15 protein-coding genes and 1 tRNA gene are annotated in these 19,024 nt (G+C 57.9%); all 16 read left to right on the forward strand.

Annotation, left to right across the window (positions count from 1 at the left end; genetic code table 11):
• The first annotated feature begins 60 nt into the window (after positions 1-60).
• The 16 genes from tuf (KDB76_RS02635) to rplC all read left to right on the forward strand — a co-directional run bounded on the left by tuf (KDB76_RS02635) (position 61) and on the right by rplC (position 19,020).
• Positions 61-1,254, forward strand: coding sequence for an elongation factor Tu (tuf, locus tag KDB76_RS02635; RefSeq protein ID WP_013970634.1), 1,194 nt, complete (start codon positions 61-63; stop codon positions 1,252-1,254).
• Positions 1,255-1,308: 54 nt separating this feature from the next.
• Positions 1,309-1,384: transfer RNA gene (locus tag KDB76_RS02640), tRNA-Trp, on the forward strand.
• 44 nt (positions 1,385-1,428) lie between these two features.
• A complete protein-coding gene (gene secE / locus KDB76_RS02645) occupies positions 1,429-1,797 on the forward strand; it encodes a preprotein translocase subunit SecE (RefSeq protein ID WP_003257081.1) in 369 nt (122 codons plus the stop codon).
• Positions 1,798-1,806: 9 nt separating this feature from the next.
• On the forward strand, positions 1,807-2,340 hold the full coding sequence (nusG, locus tag KDB76_RS02650) for a transcription termination/antitermination protein NusG (protein WP_003255501.1): 534 nt from the start codon (positions 1,807-1,809) through the stop codon (positions 2,338-2,340).
• A 119-nt stretch (positions 2,341-2,459) separates the two neighbouring features.
• Positions 2,460-2,891 (forward strand): 50S ribosomal protein L11, encoded by a 432-nt coding sequence (rplK, locus tag KDB76_RS02655; protein WP_003255500.1) that lies wholly within the window; start codon positions 2,460-2,462, stop codon positions 2,889-2,891.
• Positions 2,891-3,586 (forward strand): 50S ribosomal protein L1, encoded by a 696-nt coding sequence (rplA, locus tag KDB76_RS02660; protein ID WP_013970629.1) that lies wholly within the window; start codon positions 2,891-2,893, stop codon positions 3,584-3,586. Before rplK ends, rplA begins: the two co-directional genes overlap by 1 nt.
• A gap of 197 nt (positions 3,587-3,783) precedes the next feature.
• Positions 3,784-4,284, forward strand: a complete 501-nt coding sequence (rplJ, locus tag KDB76_RS02665; protein ID WP_003257082.1) for a 50S ribosomal protein L10 — start codon at positions 3,784-3,786, stop codon at positions 4,282-4,284.
• A 78-nt stretch (positions 4,285-4,362) separates the two neighbouring features.
• Positions 4,363-4,734 carry a 50S ribosomal protein L7/L12 gene (rplL, locus tag KDB76_RS02670; RefSeq protein WP_013970630.1) on the forward strand — a complete coding sequence of 124 codons (372 nt, stop codon included), beginning with the start codon at positions 4,363-4,365 and terminating at the stop codon, positions 4,732-4,734.
• Between the two features lie 220 nt (positions 4,735-4,954).
• Positions 4,955-9,028, forward strand: coding sequence for a DNA-directed RNA polymerase subunit beta (gene rpoB, locus KDB76_RS02675; RefSeq protein ID WP_013970631.1), 4,074 nt, complete (start codon positions 4,955-4,957; stop codon positions 9,026-9,028).
• Positions 9,029-9,092: 64 nt separating this feature from the next.
• Positions 9,093-13,292 (forward strand): DNA-directed RNA polymerase subunit beta', encoded by a 4,200-nt coding sequence (gene rpoC / locus KDB76_RS02680; RefSeq protein WP_013970632.1) that lies wholly within the window; start codon positions 9,093-9,095, stop codon positions 13,290-13,292.
• Between the two features lie 211 nt (positions 13,293-13,503).
• On the forward strand, positions 13,504-13,875 hold the full coding sequence (gene rpsL, locus KDB76_RS02685) for a 30S ribosomal protein S12 (protein ID WP_003257088.1): 372 nt from the start codon (positions 13,504-13,506) through the stop codon (positions 13,873-13,875).
• Positions 13,876-13,981: 106 nt separating this feature from the next.
• Positions 13,982-14,452, forward strand: coding sequence for a 30S ribosomal protein S7 (gene rpsG / locus KDB76_RS02690; RefSeq protein ID WP_003246741.1), 471 nt, complete (start codon positions 13,982-13,984; stop codon positions 14,450-14,452).
• A gap of 30 nt (positions 14,453-14,482) precedes the next feature.
• Positions 14,483-16,630 carry an elongation factor G gene (fusA, locus tag KDB76_RS02695; RefSeq protein ID WP_013970633.1) on the forward strand — a complete coding sequence of 716 codons (2,148 nt, stop codon included), beginning with the start codon at positions 14,483-14,485 and terminating at the stop codon, positions 16,628-16,630.
• A gap of 27 nt (positions 16,631-16,657) precedes the next feature.
• On the forward strand, positions 16,658-17,851 hold the full coding sequence (gene tuf / locus KDB76_RS02700) for an elongation factor Tu (RefSeq protein ID WP_013970634.1): 1,194 nt from the start codon (positions 16,658-16,660) through the stop codon (positions 17,849-17,851).
• Between the two features lie 141 nt (positions 17,852-17,992).
• Positions 17,993-18,304 carry a 30S ribosomal protein S10 gene (gene rpsJ / locus KDB76_RS02705; protein ID WP_003186070.1) on the forward strand — a complete coding sequence of 104 codons (312 nt, stop codon included), beginning with the start codon at positions 17,993-17,995 and terminating at the stop codon, positions 18,302-18,304.
• A gap of 80 nt (positions 18,305-18,384) precedes the next feature.
• The gene (rplC, locus tag KDB76_RS02710; protein ID WP_003257089.1) at positions 18,385-19,020 is read left to right on the forward strand and encodes a 50S ribosomal protein L3; all 636 of its coding nucleotides are present in this window, start codon (positions 18,385-18,387) and stop codon (positions 19,018-19,020) included.
• The last annotated feature ends 4 nt before the right edge of the window (positions 19,021-19,024 follow it).

Consider the following 19,024-nt stretch of genomic DNA (forward strand, 5'->3'; position numbering starts at 1 on the left):
GAAAATATCTGCCTTTGTTTTATCAGCGCAAGACTATTTCTTCTGCGGAGGATTGTATCGATGGCTAAGGAAAAGTTTGATCGTTCCCTTCCCCACGTTAACGTCGGCACTATCGGCCACGTTGACCACGGTAAGACCACTCTGACCGCAGCTCTGACTCGCGTCTGCTCCGAAGTTTTCGGTTCGGCAGTCGTTGAGTTCGACAAGATCGACTCGGCTCCGGAAGAAAAAGCGCGCGGTATCACCATCAACACCGCTCACGTCGAGTACAACTCGAACATTCGTCACTACGCTCACGTTGACTGCCCAGGTCACGCTGACTACGTGAAGAACATGATCACCGGTGCTGCCCAGATGGACGGCGCGATCCTGGTTTGCTCGGCCGCCGATGGTCCGATGCCGCAAACCCGTGAGCACATCCTGCTGTCCCGTCAGGTAGGCGTTCCTTACATCGTGGTCTTCCTGAACAAGGCTGACCTGGTAGACGACGCCGAGCTGCTGGAACTGGTCGAGATGGAAGTTCGCGACCTGCTGTCCACCTACGACTTCCCAGGCGACGACACCCCGATCATCATCGGTTCGGCTCGTATGGCCCTGGAAGGCAAAGACGACAACGAAATGGGTACTACCGCTGTCAAGAAGCTGGTAGAAACTCTGGATGCCTACATCCCTGAGCCGGTTCGTGCCGTTGACCAGCCGTTCCTGATGCCGATCGAAGACGTATTCTCGATCTCGGGTCGTGGTACCGTTGTTACCGGTCGTATCGAGCGTGGTATCGTCCGCGTTCAGGATCCGCTGGAAATCGTTGGTCTGCGTGACACTTCGACCACCACCTGCACCGGTGTTGAGATGTTCCGCAAGTTGCTGGACGAAGGCCGTGCTGGCGAGAACTGCGGCGTTCTGCTGCGTGGTACCAAGCGTGACGACGTTGAGCGTGGCCAGGTTCTGGTCAAGCCAGGTTCGGTCAAGCCGCACACCAAGTTCACCGCAGAAGTCTACGTTCTGTCGAAGGAAGAAGGCGGTCGTCACACTCCGTTCTTCAAAGGCTACCGTCCTCAGTTCTACTTCCGTACCACTGACGTGACCGGTAACTGCGAACTGCCGGAAGGCGTTGAAATGGTAATGCCAGGTGACAACATTCAGATGACTGTCACCCTGATCAAGACCATCGCAATGGAAGACGGTCTGCGCTTCGCTATCCGTGAAGGCGGTCGTACCGTCGGCGCCGGCGTCGTAGCAAAAATTATTGAATAAGTAGTTGATTTACTTGATCAGGCCGGTATAATGGCCGGCCTGATACAGCGTTACAGGTCAGTAGCTCAATTGGCAGAGCGACGGTCTCCAAAACCGTAGGTTGGGGGTTCGATTCCCTCCTGACCTGCCATTTCACCTCGGTGTGATGGCTTTCTTCTCACAGGATCCTCCTCGATGACTCCCAAAACTGAAGCCCAAGAATCGCGTTTTGATCTGTTCAAGTGGCTGGCTGTAGTGGCTTTGGTGGTTGTCGGTGTAGTGGGTAACCAGTATTACTCCGCCTCTCCGATCCTGTATCGCGTCCTTGCACTTCTCGTCCTGGCTGCTGTCGCGGGCTTTGTAGCTCTGCAGACTGCGAAGGGTAAGTCGTTCTTTGCGCTGGCGAAGGAAGCTCGTACCGAGATTCGTAAAGTCGTGTGGCCGACCCGCCAGGAAACCACCCAGACCACGCTGATTGTCGTGGCTGTCGTGCTGGTTATGGCACTGCTGCTGTGGGGTCTTGATTCCCTGCTCGGCTGGGCGGTCTCCTTGATCGTTGGCTAAAGGTGTCCCGTGGCTAAGCGTTGGTATGTTGTGCATGCTTACTCGGGTTACGAGAAGCATGTAATGCGCTCCCTGATCGAGCGCGTCAAGCTGGCTGGCATGGAAGACGGTTTCGGCGAGATCCTGGTCCCGACCGAAGAAGTCGTCGAAATGCGCAACGGCCAGAAGCGCAAGAGTGAGCGTAAATTCTTCCCTGGCTATGTACTGGTCCAGATGGAGATGAACGAAGGGACTTGGCACTTGGTCAAGGACACCCCTCGTGTGATGGGCTTTATTGGTGGCACCGCAGACAAGCCTGCGCCGATCACCGATAAAGAAGCAGAGGCTATCCTGCGTCGCGTTGCCGACGGTAGCGACAAGCCGAAGCCGAAGACGCTGTTCGAGCCTGGTGAAGTGGTTCGAGTCATTGACGGTCCGTTCGCTGACTTCAATGGTAGTGTCGAAGAGGTTAACTACGAAAAGAGTCGCCTGCAGGTAGCGGTGCTCATTTTCGGTCGCTCTACTCCGGTAGAGCTCGAGTTCAGCCAGGTCGAAAAGGTCTAGGCGGACGAAGCATCCCATACCCCGCAGCCCTGTGTGCTGCGGGGTTTTGTCGTCACTGGGATAAAACGCAAGTCATCCGGGGAGCCAGCAGGCGTTCGTACCCGATTTTGGAGTAGCTCATGGCTAAGAAGATTCAGGCTTACATCAAGCTGCAAGTTAAGGCCGGCCAGGCCAACCCAAGCCCACCCGTTGGTCCAGCACTGGGTCAACACGGTGTGAACATCATGGAATTCTGCAAGGCCTTCAACGCCCGTACCCAGGGTCAAGAAGCCGGCCTGCCGACTCCTGTTATCATCACTGTCTACAGCGACCGTAGCTTCACCTTCGAGACCAAGAGCACCCCTGCCTCGGTTCTGCTGAAGAAAGCTGCTGGCCTGACCAGTGGTTCGGCTCGCCCGAACACCGTTAAAGTCGGTACCGTTACCCGTGCTCAGCTGGAAGACATCGCCAAGGCTAAACAGGCTGATCTGACTGCCGCTGACCTGGACGCTGCTGTACGCACCATCGCTGGCTCTGCCCGCAGCATGGGCCTGAACGTGGAGGGTGTGTAATGGCTAAGCTGACCAAACGCCAAAAGGCAATCGCCGAGAAAATCGAAGCAGGCAAGGCCTACAACTTCGAAGAAGCGGCCACTCTGCTGGCTTCGCTGCCGGCTGCCAAGTTCGTAGAATCCTACGACATCGCCGTTAACCTCGGTGTTGACCCGCGTAAATCCGACCAGGTCGTACGTAGCGCTACCGTGCTGCCGCACGGCACTGGCAAGACCGTTCGCGTTGCTGTTTTCACCCAGGGTCCAGCTGCTGAAGCCGCTCTGGCTGCCGGCGCTGACCGCGTAGGTATGGACGATCTGGCTGCCGAAATGAAAGGCGGCGACCTGAACTATGACGTCGTTATCGCATCGCCTGATGCCATGCGCGTTGTAGGTCAGCTGGGTCAGGTTCTGGGTCCTCGCGGCCTGATGCCTAACCCGAAAGTTGGTACCGTGACCCCAGACGTAGCCGGCGCCGTCAAGAACGCCAAGGCTGGTCAGGTTCGCTACCGTACCGACAAGAACGGTATCATCCACACCTCCGTTGGCAAGGTCGGCTTCGAAGCCGGCAAGCTGAAGGAAAACGTTGAAGCCCTGATCGCTGATCTGAAGCGTATCAAGCCAGCTTCCTCGAAAGGTATCTACGTCAAGCGCGTTACCCTGAGCACCACCATGGGCCCAGGTCTGGTCATCGATCAGAGCTCGCTGAACGTGTAAGAACATGGTGGCGCGACCTGTCGCGCCACCAGCAAAAATTGGGGTCCCTGCCTGGCGGGGGCTATCCAAGACCGTAGGCGGCGCAAGCCTTAAAACACCAGCCCACGCAGATGGTGCTCCCGATTCGTTACCGAATCAGACACCAAAACGACATCCGGCCTCGGCCAGATGAAACGGTAAAAACCAGGAGTAAACCCGTGGCAATTAAACTCGAAGACAAGAAGGCCATCGTCGCTGAAGTCAACGAGGCTGCCAAAGTCGCTCTGTCCGCTGTCGTGGCTGATGCCCGTGGTGTGACTGTAGGCGCAATGACCGGACTCCGTAAAGAGGCCCGCGAAGCTGGCGTTTACGTACGTGTCGTACGTAACACCCTGCTGAAGCGCGCTGTTGAAGGCACCGAATTCTCGATCCTCAACGACGCGTTCAAAGGCCCGACCCTGATTGCTTTCTCCAACGAACACCCGGGCGCTGCTGCTCGTCTGTTCAAAGAGTTCGCCAAGGGTCAGGACAAGTTCGAGATCAAGGCAGCTGCGTTCGACGGCAAGTTCCTTGCCGCTAACCAGATCGACGTGCTGGCAACCCTGCCAACTCGCGACGAGGCTATCGCACAGCTGATGAGCGTAATCCAAGGTGCAACCAGCAAGCTGGCTCGTACCCTGGCAGCTCTGCGCGACCAGAAAGAAGCTGCTGCTGCCTAAGGCACGCGCAACTCTTTCAAAATCATACGTTTAATTTGATGGCTGCGTAGGCTGTCACCCCAATACAGGATTGAAGTCATGTCTCTGACTAACGAGCAAATCATCGAAGCAATCGGCCAGAAAACTGTTCTGGAAATTGTTGAACTGATCAAAGCGATGGAAGAAACCTTCGGCGTTACCGCTGCTGCCGCTGTTGCCGCTGGCCCAGCTGCTGGCGCTGCTGCCGCTGTTGAAGAGCAGACCGAGTTCAACGTCGTTCTGACCGAAGCTGGCGACAAGAAAGTAAACGTGATCAAGGCCGTTCGTGAACTGACCGGTCTGGGCCTGAAAGAAGCCAAAGAGAAAGTCGACGGCGCTCCTCAGGTTATCGCTGAAGGCGTTTCGAAAGAAGCCGCTGAAGACGCGAAGAAGAAGCTGGAAGAAGCTGGCGCTAAAGTCGAGCTGAAGTAATCTCGACCTTGCGACTCCAGTCCGAGCGTTGAGCGAAGGGCTGATGGCTGGTGGCTTATGCCACCGGCCTTTTTCCGTTATTGGTGGCCGGTCAGGCCGGCCCCGATAACAAGCTGCAAGACACCCATGTGGGTGGCGCAAACCAAGGGGTTTGCACGATTTTCTGGCTGCTCCCGCCGGGAGAAGCCAAACAAGCAGGTGACCAAGCTGGGGAACGCTGATGGCTTACTCATACACTGAGAAAAAACGTATCCGCAAGGACTTTAGCAAGTTGCCGGACGTCATGGATGTGCCTTACCTCCTGGCCATCCAGCTGGATTCGTATCGCGAATTCCTGCAAGCGGGAGCATCCAAGGATCAGTTCCGCGACGTCGGCCTGCACGCGGCCTTCAAATCGGTATTCCCGATCATCAGCTACTCCGGCAATGCTGCCCTGGAGTACGTAGGCTATCGCCTGGGCGAACCCGCCTTCGATGTGAAGGAATGTGTCCTGCGTGGCGTGACCTTCGCGGTCCCACTGCGGGTCAAGGTGCGCCTGATCATCTTCGACAAGGAATCGTCGAACAAAGCGATCAAGGACATCAAAGAGCAAGAAGTCTACATGGGTGAAATCCCCCTGATGACTGAGAACGGTACCTTCGTTATCAACGGTACCGAGCGTGTGATCGTTTCCCAGCTGCACCGTTCGCCTGGTGTGTTCTTCGACCACGACCGTGGCAAGACTCACAGCTCCGGCAAGCTGCTGTACTCCGCTCGCATCATCCCGTACCGCGGCTCCTGGCTGGACTTCGAGTTCGATCCGAAGGACTGCGTGTTCGTACGTATCGACCGTCGCCGCAAACTGCCGGCCTCGGTGCTGCTGCGTGCCCTGGGTTACAGCACTGAAGAAGTGCTGAATACCTTCTACACCACCAACGTGTTCCATATTTCCGGCGAGAAACTCAGCCTGGAACTGGTACCGCAGCGTCTGCGTGGTGAGGTTGCAGTCATGGATATCCATGACGAAACCGGCAAAGTCATCGTCGAGCAGGGCCGCCGTATTACCGCGCGCCACATCAACCAGCTCGAGAAGGCCGGCGTCAAGCAGCTGGACGTTCCTATGGAATACGTCCTGGGCCGCACTACCGCCAAGGCCATCGTGCATCCGGCTACCGGCGAGATCCTGGCCGAATGCAACACCGAGATGACCACCGAACTGCTGATCAAGGTCGCCAAGGCACAGGTCGTCCGTATCGAGACCCTGTACACCAACGACATCGATTGCGGTCCGTTCATCTCCGATACCCTGAAGATCGACACCACCAGCAACCAGCTGGAAGCCCTGGTCGAGATCTACCGCATGATGCGTCCTGGCGAACCGCCGACCAAGGATGCTGCCGAGACCCTGTTCAACAACCTGTTCTTCAGCGCCGAGCGTTACGACCTGTCCGCCGTTGGCCGCATGAAGTTCAACCGTCGTATCGGTCGTACCGAGATCGAAGGTTCGGGCGTGCTGAGCAAGGAAGATATCGTCGAGGTTCTGAAGACCCTGGTCGACATCCGTAACGGCAAAGGCATCGTCGACGACATCGACCACCTGGGTAACCGTCGTGTACGTTGCGTCGGTGAGATGGCCGAGAACCAGTTCCGCGTTGGCCTGGTGCGTGTCGAGCGCGCCGTCAAGGAACGCCTGTCGATGGCGGAAAGCGAAGGCTTGATGCCGCAAGACCTGATCAACGCCAAGCCGGTTGCGGCAGCGGTGAAAGAGTTCTTCGGTTCCAGCCAGCTGTCCCAGTTCATGGACCAGAACAACCCGCTCTCCGAGATTACCCACAAGCGCCGCGTCTCCGCACTCGGCCCAGGCGGTCTGACCCGTGAGCGTGCCGGCTTCGAAGTCCGTGACGTACACCCGACCCACTACGGCCGTGTGTGCCCGATCGAGACCCCAGAAGGTCCGAACATCGGTCTGATCAACTCCCTGGCAGCCTATGCCCGCACCAACCAGTACGGCTTCCTGGAAAGCCCGTACCGCGTGGTGAAGGAAGGCGTGGTCAGCGACGACATCGTGTTCCTGTCGGCCATTGAAGAAGCGGATCACGTCATCGCCCAGGCTTCGGCCGCGATGAACGAGAAGAAGCAACTGATCGATGAGCTGGTAGCTGTTCGTCACCTGAACGAATTCACCGTCAAGGCGCCGGAAGACGTCACCCTGATGGACGTTTCGCCGAAGCAGGTTGTTTCCGTCGCTGCGTCGTTGATTCCGTTCCTCGAGCACGACGACGCCAACCGTGCATTGATGGGTTCCAACATGCAGCGTCAGGCTGTACCGACCCTGCGCGCCGACAAGCCGCTGGTAGGTACCGGCATGGAGCGCAACGTTGCCCGTGACTCCGGTGTCTGCGTCGTTGCTCGCCGCGGTGGTGTGATCGACTCCGTCGACGCCAGCCGTATCGTTGTTCGCGTTGCCGACGACGAAGTGGAAACCGGCGAAGCAGGTGTGGATATCTACAACCTGACCAAGTACACCCGTTCCAACCAGAACACCTGCATCAACCAGCGTCCGCTGGTGAGCAAGGGTGACAAGGTCCAGCGTGGCGACATCATGGCCGACGGCCCGTCCACCGACATGGGTGAACTGGCACTGGGTCAGAACATGCGCATCGCGTTCATGGCGTGGAACGGCTTCAACTTCGAAGACTCCATCTGCCTTTCCGAGCGTGTGGTTCAGGAAGACCGCTTCACCACCATCCACATCCAGGAACTGACCTGTGTGGCGCGTGACACCAAGCTTGGCCCAGAGGAAATCACTGCGGACATCCCGAACGTGGGTGAAGCCGCACTGAACAAGCTGGACGAAGCCGGTATCGTCTACGTGGGTGCCGAAGTCGGTGCTGGCGACATCCTGGTCGGCAAAGTAACGCCAAAAGGCGAAACCCAGCTGACTCCGGAAGAGAAACTGCTGCGCGCAATCTTCGGTGAGAAGGCCAGCGACGTTAAGGACACCTCCCTGCGCGTGCCAACCGGCACCAAGGGTACCGTCATCGACGTACAGGTCTTCACCCGTGATGGCGTCGAGCGCGACAGCCGCGCCCTGGCCATCGAGAAGATGCAGCTGGACGAGATTCGCAAGGACCTCAACGAAGAGTTCCGCATCGTCGAAGGTGCAACCTTCGAGCGTCTGCGTTCTGCTCTGAACGGCCAGGTGGTCGACGGTGGCGCGGGCCTGAAGAAAGGCACCGTGATCACTGACGAAGTGCTGGATGGTCTGGAGCACGGGCAGTGGTTCAAACTGCGCATGGCCGAAGATGCACTGAACGAGCAGCTGGAAAAGGCTCAGCAGTACATCGTCGATCGTCGCCGTCTGCTGGACGACAAGTTCGAAGACAAGAAGCGCAAGCTGCAGCAGGGTGATGACCTGGCACCGGGCGTACTGAAGATCGTCAAGGTTTACCTGGCAATCCGCCGTCGCATCCAGCCGGGTGACAAGATGGCGGGTCGTCACGGTAACAAGGGTGTCGTCTCGGTAATCATGCCGGTCGAAGACATGCCGCACGACGCCAACGGTACTCCGGTCGATGTCGTACTGAACCCGCTGGGTGTACCTTCGCGTATGAACGTCGGTCAGATCCTCGAAACCCACCTGGGCCTGGCGGCCAAGGGTCTGGGCGAGAAGATCGACCGCATGATCGAAGAGCAGCGCAAGGCCGCTGAACTGCGCGTGTTCCTGACCGAGGTCTACAACGAGATCGGCGGTCGTCAGGAAAACCTGGACGAGTTCACCGACGAAGAGATCCTGGCCCTGGCCCACAACCTGAAGAAGGGCGTGCCAATGGCTACCCCGGTCTTCGACGGTGCCAAGGAGCGCGAGATCAAGGCCATGCTGAAGCTGGCCGACCTGCCAGAGAGCGGCCAGATGGTGCTGTTCGATGGCCGTACCGGCAACAAGTTCGAGCGTCCTGTGACCGTTGGTTACATGTACATGCTCAAGCTGAACCACTTGGTGGACGACAAGATGCACGCGCGTTCCACTGGTTCCTACAGCCTGGTTACCCAGCAGCCGCTGGGTGGTAAGGCGCAGTTCGGTGGTCAGCGTTTCGGGGAGATGGAAGTGTGGGCGCTGGAAGCATACGGCGCGGCATACACCCTGCAAGAAATGCTCACAGTGAAGTCGGACGACGTGAACGGCCGTACCAAGATGTACAAGAACATCGTGGATGGCGATCACCGTATGGAGCCGGGCATGCCCGAGTCCTTCAACGTGTTGATCAAAGAGATCCGTTCGCTCGGTATCGATATCGATCTGGAAACCGAATAACACGTGACGCGAAGGGGAGTGGGGCAGGTAATGCCCGCTCCCTGCTCCGCCAGGAGGAAAGGCCTTGAAAGACCTACTGAATTTGCTGAAAAACCAGGGTCAAGTCGAAGAGTTCGACGCCATCCGCATCGGTCTGGCGTCGCCTGAAATGATCCGTTCGTGGTCGTTCGGTGAAGTTAAGAAGCCGGAAACCATCAACTACCGTACGTTCAAACCTGAGCGTGACGGCCTGTTCTGCGCCAAGATCTTTGGCCCAGTCAAGGACTACGAGTGCCTGTGCGGCAAGTACAAGCGCCTCAAGCATCGCGGCGTGATCTGCGAGAAGTGCGGCGTTGAAGTTGCCCTGGCAAAAGTTCGTCGTGAGCGCATGGCGCACATCGAACTGGCCTCACCGGTTGCCCACATCTGGTTCCTGAAGTCGCTGCCGTCCCGTATCGGCCTGCTGATGGACATGACCCTGCGTGACATCGAGCGCGTGCTCTACTTCGAGAGCTACGTCGTTATCGACCCGGGCATGACGACCCTGGAAAAAGGCCAGCTGCTGAACGACGAGCAGTACTTCGAAGCGCTGGAGGAGTTCGGTGATGACTTCGACGCCCGCATGGGTGCCGAGGCTGTCCGCGAGCTGCTGCACGCTATCGACCTGGAGCACGAGATCGGTCGCCTGCGCGAAGAGATTCCGCAGACCAACTCGGAAACGAAGATCAAGAAGCTGTCCAAGCGCCTGAAGCTGATGGAAGCGTTCCAGGGTTCGGGCAACCTGCCTGAGTGGATGGTCCTGACCGTCCTGCCTGTGCTGCCGCCGGACCTGCGTCCGCTGGTACCGCTGGATGGCGGCCGCTTCGCGACCTCCGACCTGAACGACCTGTATCGTCGGGTGATCAACCGTAACAACCGTCTGAAGCGCCTGCTGGATCTGTCGGCGCCGGACATCATCGTGCGCAACGAAAAGCGCATGCTGCAGGAAGCGGTCGACGCCCTGCTGGACAACGGCCGTCGCGGTCGCGCCATCACTGGCTCGAACAAGCGTCCGCTGAAGTCCCTGGCCGACATGATCAAAGGTAAGCAAGGTCGCTTCCGTCAGAACCTGCTCGGTAAGCGTGTGGACTACTCCGGCCGTTCGGTAATTACCGTAGGCCCGACCCTGCGTCTGCACCAGTGCGGTCTGCCGAAGAAGATGGCCCTCGAGCTGTTCAAGCCGTTCATTTTCGGCAAGCTGGAAATGCGTGGTCTGGCGACCACCATCAAGGCTGCCAAGAAGATGGTCGAGCGTGAGCTGCCAGAGGTGTGGGACGTACTCGCCGAGGTGATCCGCGAACACCCCGTGCTGCTCAACCGTGCACCGACCCTGCACCGTCTGGGTATCCAGGCATTTGAACCGGTTCTGATCGAAGGTAAGGCTATCCAGCTGCACCCGCTGGTCTGTGCCGCGTACAACGCCGACTTCGACGGTGACCAGATGGCTGTTCACGTGCCGCTGACCCTGGAAGCCCAGCTCGAAGCGCGCGCGTTGATGATGTCGACCAACAACATCCTGTCGCCAGCCAACGGTGAGCCAATCATCGTTCCGTCGCAGGACGTGGTACTGGGTCTGTACTACATGACCCGTGAGGCCATCAACGCCAAGGGCGAAGGTCGCGTGTTCGCCGACCTGCAGGAAGTCGACCGCGTATTCCGCGCCGGCGAAGCTGCCCTGCACGCGAAAATCAAGGTTCGTATCAACGAAACCGTGAAAGAGCGTGACGGTTCCGTGGTCAAGAACACCCGCATCGTCGACACCACCGTCGGCCGTGCGCTGCTGTTCCAGGTTGTACCGGCAGGTCTGCCCTACGACGTGGTCAACCAGCCGATGAAGAAGAAGGCGATCTCCAAGCTGATCAACCAGTGCTACCGCGTGGTTGGTCTGAAAGAGACCGTAATCTTTGCTGACCAGCTGATGTACACCGGTTTCGCTTACTCGACCATTTCCGGCGTTTCGATTGGTGTTAACGACTTCGTTATCCCGGACGAGAAAGCTCGCATCATCGGTACCGCTACCGACGAAGTGAAGGAAATCGAGAGCCAGTACGCCTCCGGCCTGGTAACCCAGGGCGAAAAGTACAACAAGGTCATCGACTTGTGGTCGAAGGCGAACGACGAAGTGTCCAAGGCGATGATGGCCAACCTCTCGAAAGAGAAGGTCATCGATCGCGAAGGCAAGGAAGTCGAGCAAGAGTCCTTCAACTCGATGTACATGATGGCTGACTCCGGTGCGCGGGGTTCCGCAGCCCAGATCCGTCAGCTGGCCGGTATGCGTGGCCTGATGGCCAAGCCGGACGGCTCCATTATCGAGACGCCGATCACTGCGAACTTCCGTGAAGGTCTGAGCGTTCTGCAGTACTTCATTTCGACCCACGGTGCTCGTAAGGGTCTGGCGGATACCGCACTGAAGACCGCCAACTCCGGTTACCTGACTCGTCGTCTGGTAGACGTTGCCCAGGATCTGGTTGTTACCGAGATCGACTGCGGCACCGACCAGGGCCTGCTGATGACCCCGCACATCGAAGGTGGTGACGTTGTAGAACCGCTGGGTGAGCGTGTGCTGGGTCGTGTCATCGCCCGTGACGTGTTCAAGCCAGGCACCGAGGACGTCATCGTTCCGGCCGGTACCCTGGTCGACGAGAAGTGGGTCGAATTCATCGAGCTGAACAGCATCGACGAAGTGGTCGTGCGTTCGCCGATCAACTGCGAAACCCGTTACGGCATCTGCGCCAAGTGCTACGGTCGTGACCTGGCTCGCGGTCACCAGGTGAACATCGGTGAAGCTGTCGGCGTTATCGCTGCGCAGTCGATCGGTGAGCCGGGTACCCAGCTGACCATGCGTACGTTCCACATCGGTGGTGCTGCAAGCCGTACCTCGGCTGCCGACAGCGTCCAGGTGAAGAACGGCGGTATGGTGCGTCTGCACAACCTGAAGCAGGTAGAACGTGCCGATGGCAACCTGGTTGCCGTATCGCGTTCGGGCGAGTTGGCCATTGCCGACGAGTTCGGTCGTGAGCGTGAGCGCTACAAGCTGCCTTATGGTGCGGTAATTTCGGTCAAGGAAGGTGAAAAGGTCGAAGCTGGCGCTATCGTCGCCAAGTGGGACCCGCACACCCACCCGATCGTTACCGAACTGAAAGGTACCGTGACCTTCGTTGGCATGGAAGAAGGCATCACCATCAAGCGTCAGACTGACGAATTGACGGGTTTGACCAACATTGAAGTACTGGACGTCAAGGATCGCCCTGCCGCTGGCAAGGAAATCCGTCCTGCTATCAAGATGGTCGACGCTTCTGGCAAGGATCTGTACCTGCCAGGTACCGACGTACCTGCCCAGTACTTCCTGCCGGCCAACGCCCTCGTCGGCGTGGCTGACGGTGCCCAGATCGGTGTTGGTGACGTTATCGCGCGTATCCCGCAAGAAACGTCGAAGACCCGTGACATCACCGGTGGTCTGCCGCGCGTTGCCGACCTGTTCGAAGCGCGCCGTCCGAAAGAGGCCTCGATTCTGGCTGAAGTCAGCGGCACCATCGCGTTCGGCAAGGAGACCAAGGGCAAGCGTCGTCTGGTCATCACCCCGACCGATGGTAGCGATCCGTACGAAGAGCTGATTCCGAAGTGGCGCCACCTGAACGTCTTCGAAGGCGAACAGGTAAACCGCGGCGAAGTTATCTCCGACGGCCCGAGCGATCCGCACGACATTCTGCGTCTGCTGGGTGTGAGCGCGCTGGCGAAGTACATCGTCAACGAGATCCAGGACGTTTACCGTCTGCAAGGCGTTAAGATCAACGACAAGCACATCGAGACCATCCTGCGTCAGATGCTGCGCAAGGTCGAGATCACCGAGTCGGGTGACTCCAGCTTCATCAAGGGCGACCAGATGGAACTGACCCAGGTACTGGTAGAGAACGAGCGTCTCGCCAGCGAGGACAAGTTCATCTCCAAGTTCTCCCGCGTGCTGCTGGGTATCACCAAGGCCTCGCTGTCGACCGAGTCGTTCATCTCCGCGGCTTCCTTCCAGGAAACCACCCGCGTACTGACCGAAGCGGCGGTAACCGGCAAGCGCGACTACCTGCGCGGCCTGAAAGAGAACGTGGTCGTGGGTCGTCTGATTCCGGCCGGTACTGGTCTGGCCTACCACAGCGAGCGTAAGCGTCGCCGTGATGCCGACAAGCCGCTGCGTGTGAGCGCCAGTGAGGTGGAAGCCGCACTGACCGAAGCGCTGAACTCCAGCGGTAACTAAGTACAGGGCAGGGCCCCGGCAAGCCCCGAGCGATCAGCGGCGACATGAAATGTTGCCGATGATCGGACGGGGAGGGCCGGGGCCTCGTCTTGACTGGGTGCAAGATCCTCTTTAGACTTTTGTACCCTTAAATTTGGTGAGGCTCCGTCTCGCCAATTTTTGGCTTTCTTGCAAGACAATAGCGTCGCAAGACAATCAGTGGAGCTAGTAGATGGCAACTATCAACCAGCTGGTACGTCAGCCGCGTAAGCGTACCGTCGAGAAATCCGACGTACCTGCGCTGCAGAACTGCCCGCAGCGTCGTGGCGTGTGCACCCGCGTGTACACCACCACGCCGAAAAAACCAAACTCGGCACTGCGTAAAGTATGCCGTGTGCGTCTGACCAACGGTTTCGAGGTTTCCTCGTACATCGGTGGTGAAGGCCACAACCTGCAAGAGCACAGCGTCGTCCTGATCCGTGGCGGCCGTGTAAAAGACTTGCCAGGTGTTCGTTACCACACCGTTCGCGGCTCTCTGGATACTTCGGGCGTTAAAGGCCGTAACCAGGGTCGTTCGAAGTACGGTACCAAGCGTCCGAAGTAATCGGCCGTTTGCAGACATCCATTTATTTGAGTCGATAAGAGTAAGGTCGGGCAGGGGTCGAAAGACCTGGTCCCGGGCTAACCTGAAGACCGTTTGAGGGCTTATCATGCCAAGACGTCGTGTAGCAGCAAAACGTGAGATCCTTGACGATCCGAAGTACGGATCCCAGATTCTCGCCAAGTTCATGAACCACGTGATGGAAAGCGGCAAGAAGGCCGTAGCCGAGCGCATCGTTTACGGTGCCCTGGATACCGTCAAAGCACGCAAGAACAGCGACCCCCTGGAAATCTTCGAGAAAGCTCTCGACGCCATCGCTCCGCTGGTCGAAGTTAAGTCCCGCCGTGTTGGCGGTGCCACTTACCAGGTTCCGGTTGAAGTTCGTCCGTCCCGTCGTAACGCTCTGGCAATGCGCTGGCTCGTAGACTACGCCCGCAAGCGCGGCGAGAAGTCGATGGCCCTGCGCCTGGCCGGCGAACTGCTGGATGCTGCTGAAGGCAAGGGTGCTGCAGTCAAGAAGCGTGAAGACGTGCACCGTATGGCCGAGGCCAACAAAGCGTTCTCGCACTACCGCTTCTAATTCAAGCATCAATCATTTTGCGAGGGCTTTATGGCTCGTACTACAGCAATTAACCGCTACCGTAACATCGGTATCTGCGCCCACGTTGACGCGGGCAAGACTACCACTACCGAGCGGATCCTGTTCTACACAGGTCTGAGCCACAAGATGGGCGAGGTGCACGACGGCGCCGCGACCACCGACTGGATGGTGCAGGAGCAGGAGCGCGGTATCACCATTACCTCCGCTGCCGTTACCACCTTCTGGAAAGGTTCCCGTGGTCAGTACGACAACTACCGCGTAAACGTCATCGATACCCCCGGCCACGTTGACTTCACCATTGAAGTAGAGCGTTCGCTGCGTGTACTCGACGGCGCGGTCGTTGTGTTCTGCGGTACCTCCGGCGTTGAGCCGCAGTCCGAAACCGTATGGCGTCAGGCCAACAAGTACGGTGTTCCGCGTGTTGTCTACGTGAACAAGATGGACCGTGCTGGTGCCAACTTCCTGCGCGTTGTCGGTCAGATCAAGAACCGCCTGGGTCACACCCCGGTTCCGGTCCAGCTGGCTATCGGTGCAGAAGACGACTTCCAGGGTCAGGTCGACCTGATCAAGATGAAAGCCATCTACTGGAACGAAGACGACAAGGGCACCACGTACCGCGAAGAAGAAATTCCAGCGGACATGGTCGAACTGGCTAACGAATGGCGCAACAACATGGTTGAAGCCGCCGCCGAAGCCAGCGAAGAGCTGATGAACAAGTACCTTGAAGAAGGTGAGCTGACCGTCGAAGAAATCAAGGCAGGTCTGCGTGCGCGCACCCTGGCCAGCGAGATCGTTCCGGCTGTCTGCGGTTCGTCGTTCAAGAACAAGGGTGTTCCCCTGGTTCTCGACGCCGTTATCGACTTCCTGCCTGCTCCGACCGAAATTCCTGCGATCAAGGGTATCCACCCTGATCTGGCCGAAGTGCCGAAGGATGAGATTACCGAAGAGCAGCAGGACGAGCGTCACGCCGACGACAACGAGCCGTTCTCGGCTCTGGCGTTCAAGATCGCTACCGACCCGTTCGTAGGTACCCTGACCTTCGTTCGCGTCTACTCGGGCGTTCTGAGCTCCGGTGACTCGGTCATCAACTCGGTCAAAGGCAAGAAAGAGCGCGTTGGTCGTATGGTGCAGATGCACGCCAACCAGCGTGAAGAGATCAAGGAAGTGCGCGCTGGCGACATCGCGGCCCTGATCGGCATGAAGGACGTTACCACTGGTGAAACCCTGTGCGACGCCGACAAGCCAATCATCCTTGAGCGCATGGACTTCCCGGAGCCAGTGATTTCGCTGTCTGTCGAGCCGAAGACCAAGCAGGACCAGGAAAAGATGGGTATCGCTCTGGGCAAGCTGGCTCAGGAAGACCCGTCGTTCCGCGTCAAGACCGACGAAGAGACTGGTCAGACCATCATCTCCGGTATGGGTGAGCTGCACCTGGACATCATCGTTGACCGCATGAAGCGTGAATTCAACGTTGAGGCCAACATCGGCAAGCCGCAGGTTTCGTACCGCGAGAAGATCACCAAGTCCGGTGTGGAGATCGAAGGCAAGTTCGTTCGCCAGTCGGGTGGTCGTGGTCAGTTCGGTCACTGCTGGATTCGCTTCTCTCAGCCGGATGAAGACGATAAGGGCAATATCACTGAGGGCCTGGTCTTCACCAACGAAGTCGTTGGTGGTGTGGTTCCGAAGGAATACATCCCTGCGATCCAGAAGGGTATCGAAGAGCAGATGAAGAACGGCGTTGTTGCCGGCTATCCGCTGATCGGCCTGAAGGCTACCGTGTTCGACGGTTCGTACCACGACGTCGACTCCAACGAAATGGCGTTCAAGATCGCTGCTTCGATGGCAACCAAGCAACTGGCCCAGAAGGGTGGTGGCGTGGTCCTCGAGCCGATCATGAAGGTCGAAGTTGTAACCCCGGAAGACTACCTGGGTGACGTGATGGGTGACCTGAACCGTCGTCGTGGTCTGGTCCAGGGTATGGATGAATCGGTCTCTGGCCGTGTCGTCCGCGCTGAAGTTCCGCTCGGAGAGATGTTCGGTTACGCAACCGACGTTCGTTCCATGTCTCAGGGTCGCGCAAGCTACTCCATGGAATTCTCCAAATACGCCGAAGCTCCGTCGAACATCGTCGAAGCACTCGTTAAAAAACAAGGCTAATCCCCTTTAGGCAAGAGGTTCACTGTCGTGGCTAAAGAAAAATTTGATCGTTCCCTTCCCCACGTTAACGTCGGCACCATCGGCCACGTTGACCACGGTAAGACCACTCTGACCGCAGCTCTGACTCGCGTCTGCTCCGAAGTTTTCGGTTCGGCAGTCGTTGAGTTCGACAAGATCGACTCGGCTCCGGAAGAAAAAGCGCGCGGTATCACCATCAACACCGCTCACGTCGAGTACAACTCGAACATTCGTCACTACGCTCACGTTGACTGCCCAGGTCACGCTGACTACGTGAAGAACATGATCACCGGTGCTGCCCAGATGGACGGCGCGATCCTGGTTTGCTCGGCCGCCGATGGTCCGATGCCGCAAACCCGTGAGCACATCCTGCTGTCCCGTCAGGTAGGCGTTCCTTACATCGTGGTCTTCCTGAACAAGGCTGACCTGGTAGACGACGCCGAGCTGCTGGAACTGGTCGAGATGGAAGTTCGCGACCTGCTGTCCACCTACGACTTCCCAGGCGACGACACCCCGATCATCATCGGTTCGGCTCGTATGGCCCTGGAAGGCAAAGACGACAACGAAATGGGTACTACCGCTGTCAAGAAGCTGGTAGAAACTCTGGATGCCTACATCCCTGAGCCAGTTCGTGCCGTTGACCAGCCGTTCCTGATGCCGATCGAAGACGTATTCTCGATCTCGGGTCGTGGTACCGTTGTTACCGGTCGTATCGAGCGTGGTATCGTCCGCGTTCAGGATCCGCTGGAAATCGTTGGTCTGCGTGACACTTCGACCACCACCTGCACCGGTGTTGAAATGTTCCGCAAGCTGCTGGACGAAGGCCGTGCTGGCGAGAACTGCGGCGTTCTGCTGCGTGGTACCAAGCGTGATGACGTTGAGCGTGGCCAGGTTCTGGTCAAGCCAGGTTCGGTCAAGCCGCACACCAAGTTCACCGCAGAAGTCTACGTTCTGTCGAAGGAAGAAGGCGGTCGTCACACTCCGTTCTTCAAAGGCTACCGTCCTCAGTTCTACTTCCGTACCACTGACGTGACCGGTAACTGCGAACTGCCGGAAGGCGTTGAAATGGTAATGCCAGGTGACAACATTCAGATGACTGTCACCCTGATCAAGACCATCGCAATGGAAGACGGTCTGCGCTTCGCTATCCGTGAAGGCGGTCGTACCGTCGGCGCCGGCGTCGTAGCAAAAATCATCGAGTAATCACTCGACCGATTGAAAAAACCCCCGCTCAGCGGGGGTTTTTTTTATTGGGTTGACACTAAATGGGGGCGTCTATAGAATCACGCCTCCTTTTAGCGGGCGTAGTGCGTCCGTTGGGAACAGCCTGGAGTCTGAAATCCAATGCAAAATCAGCAAATCCGTATCAGGTTGAAGGCTTTCGACCATCGCCTGATCGACCAATCCACCCAGGAAATCGTGGAAACCGCGAAACGTACTGGTGCACAAGTGCGTGGTCCAATTCCACTGCCTACCCGCAAAGAGCGTTTCACCGTTCTGGTTTCCCCGCACGTCAACAAAGACGCGCGTGACCAGTACGAGATCCGCACTCATAAGCGTGTTCTGGACATCGTCCAGCCAACGGATAAAACCGTTGATGCGCTGATGAAGCTTGATCTGGCGGCAGGTGTGGAAGTACAGATCAGCCTCGGCTAAGACTTCGGTCTGGTCGTGTAACGCTCTGAAATGGGCGGCCATAGCGGGTGAAAGCCCCGTACACTCATGAGGTTTACAACATGACTATTGGTGTAATCGGTCGCAAGTGCGGTATGACCCGCATTTTCACCGAAGAAGGTGTCTCCATTCCGGTCACGGTCATCGAGATCGAGCCGAATCGCGTCACCCAGTTCAAAACTGAAGAAACCGATGGCTACCGTGCAGTGCAAGTCACTGTCGGCGAGCGTCGTGCTTCGCGCGTGACTGCCGCTCAGGCAGGCCACTTCGCCAAGGCCAACGTTGCCGCTGGTCGCGGTGTCTGGGAGTTCCGTCTTGAAGAAGGCGATTTCCAGGCTGGCGATCTGATCAAAGCTGAACTCTTCACTGCAGGCCAGCTGGTAGACGTTACTGGTCAGTCCAAAGGTAAAGGCTTCGCCGGTACCATCAAGCGCTGGAACTTCCGTGGCCAGGACAACACCCACGGTAACTCCGTGTCGCACCGTGTCCCAGGTTCCATCGGCCAGTGCCAGACTCCTGGTCGTGTGTTCAAGGGCAAGAAAATGTCCGGTCACATGGGCGCCGAGCGCGTGACTGTTCAGTCCCTGGAAGTAGTTCGCGTAGACGCTGAACGCAACCTGCTGCTGGTCAAGGGTGCCGTTCCAGGCGCTACTGGCGGCGACGTGGTTGTACGTCCAGCTGTCAAGGCTCGCGGTTAAGGGG

The sequence above is a fragment of the Pseudomonas sp. JS425 genome, from assembly GCF_018223845.1.
Classification (GTDB): Bacteria; Pseudomonadota; Gammaproteobacteria; order Pseudomonadales; family Pseudomonadaceae; genus Aquipseudomonas; species Aquipseudomonas asiatica.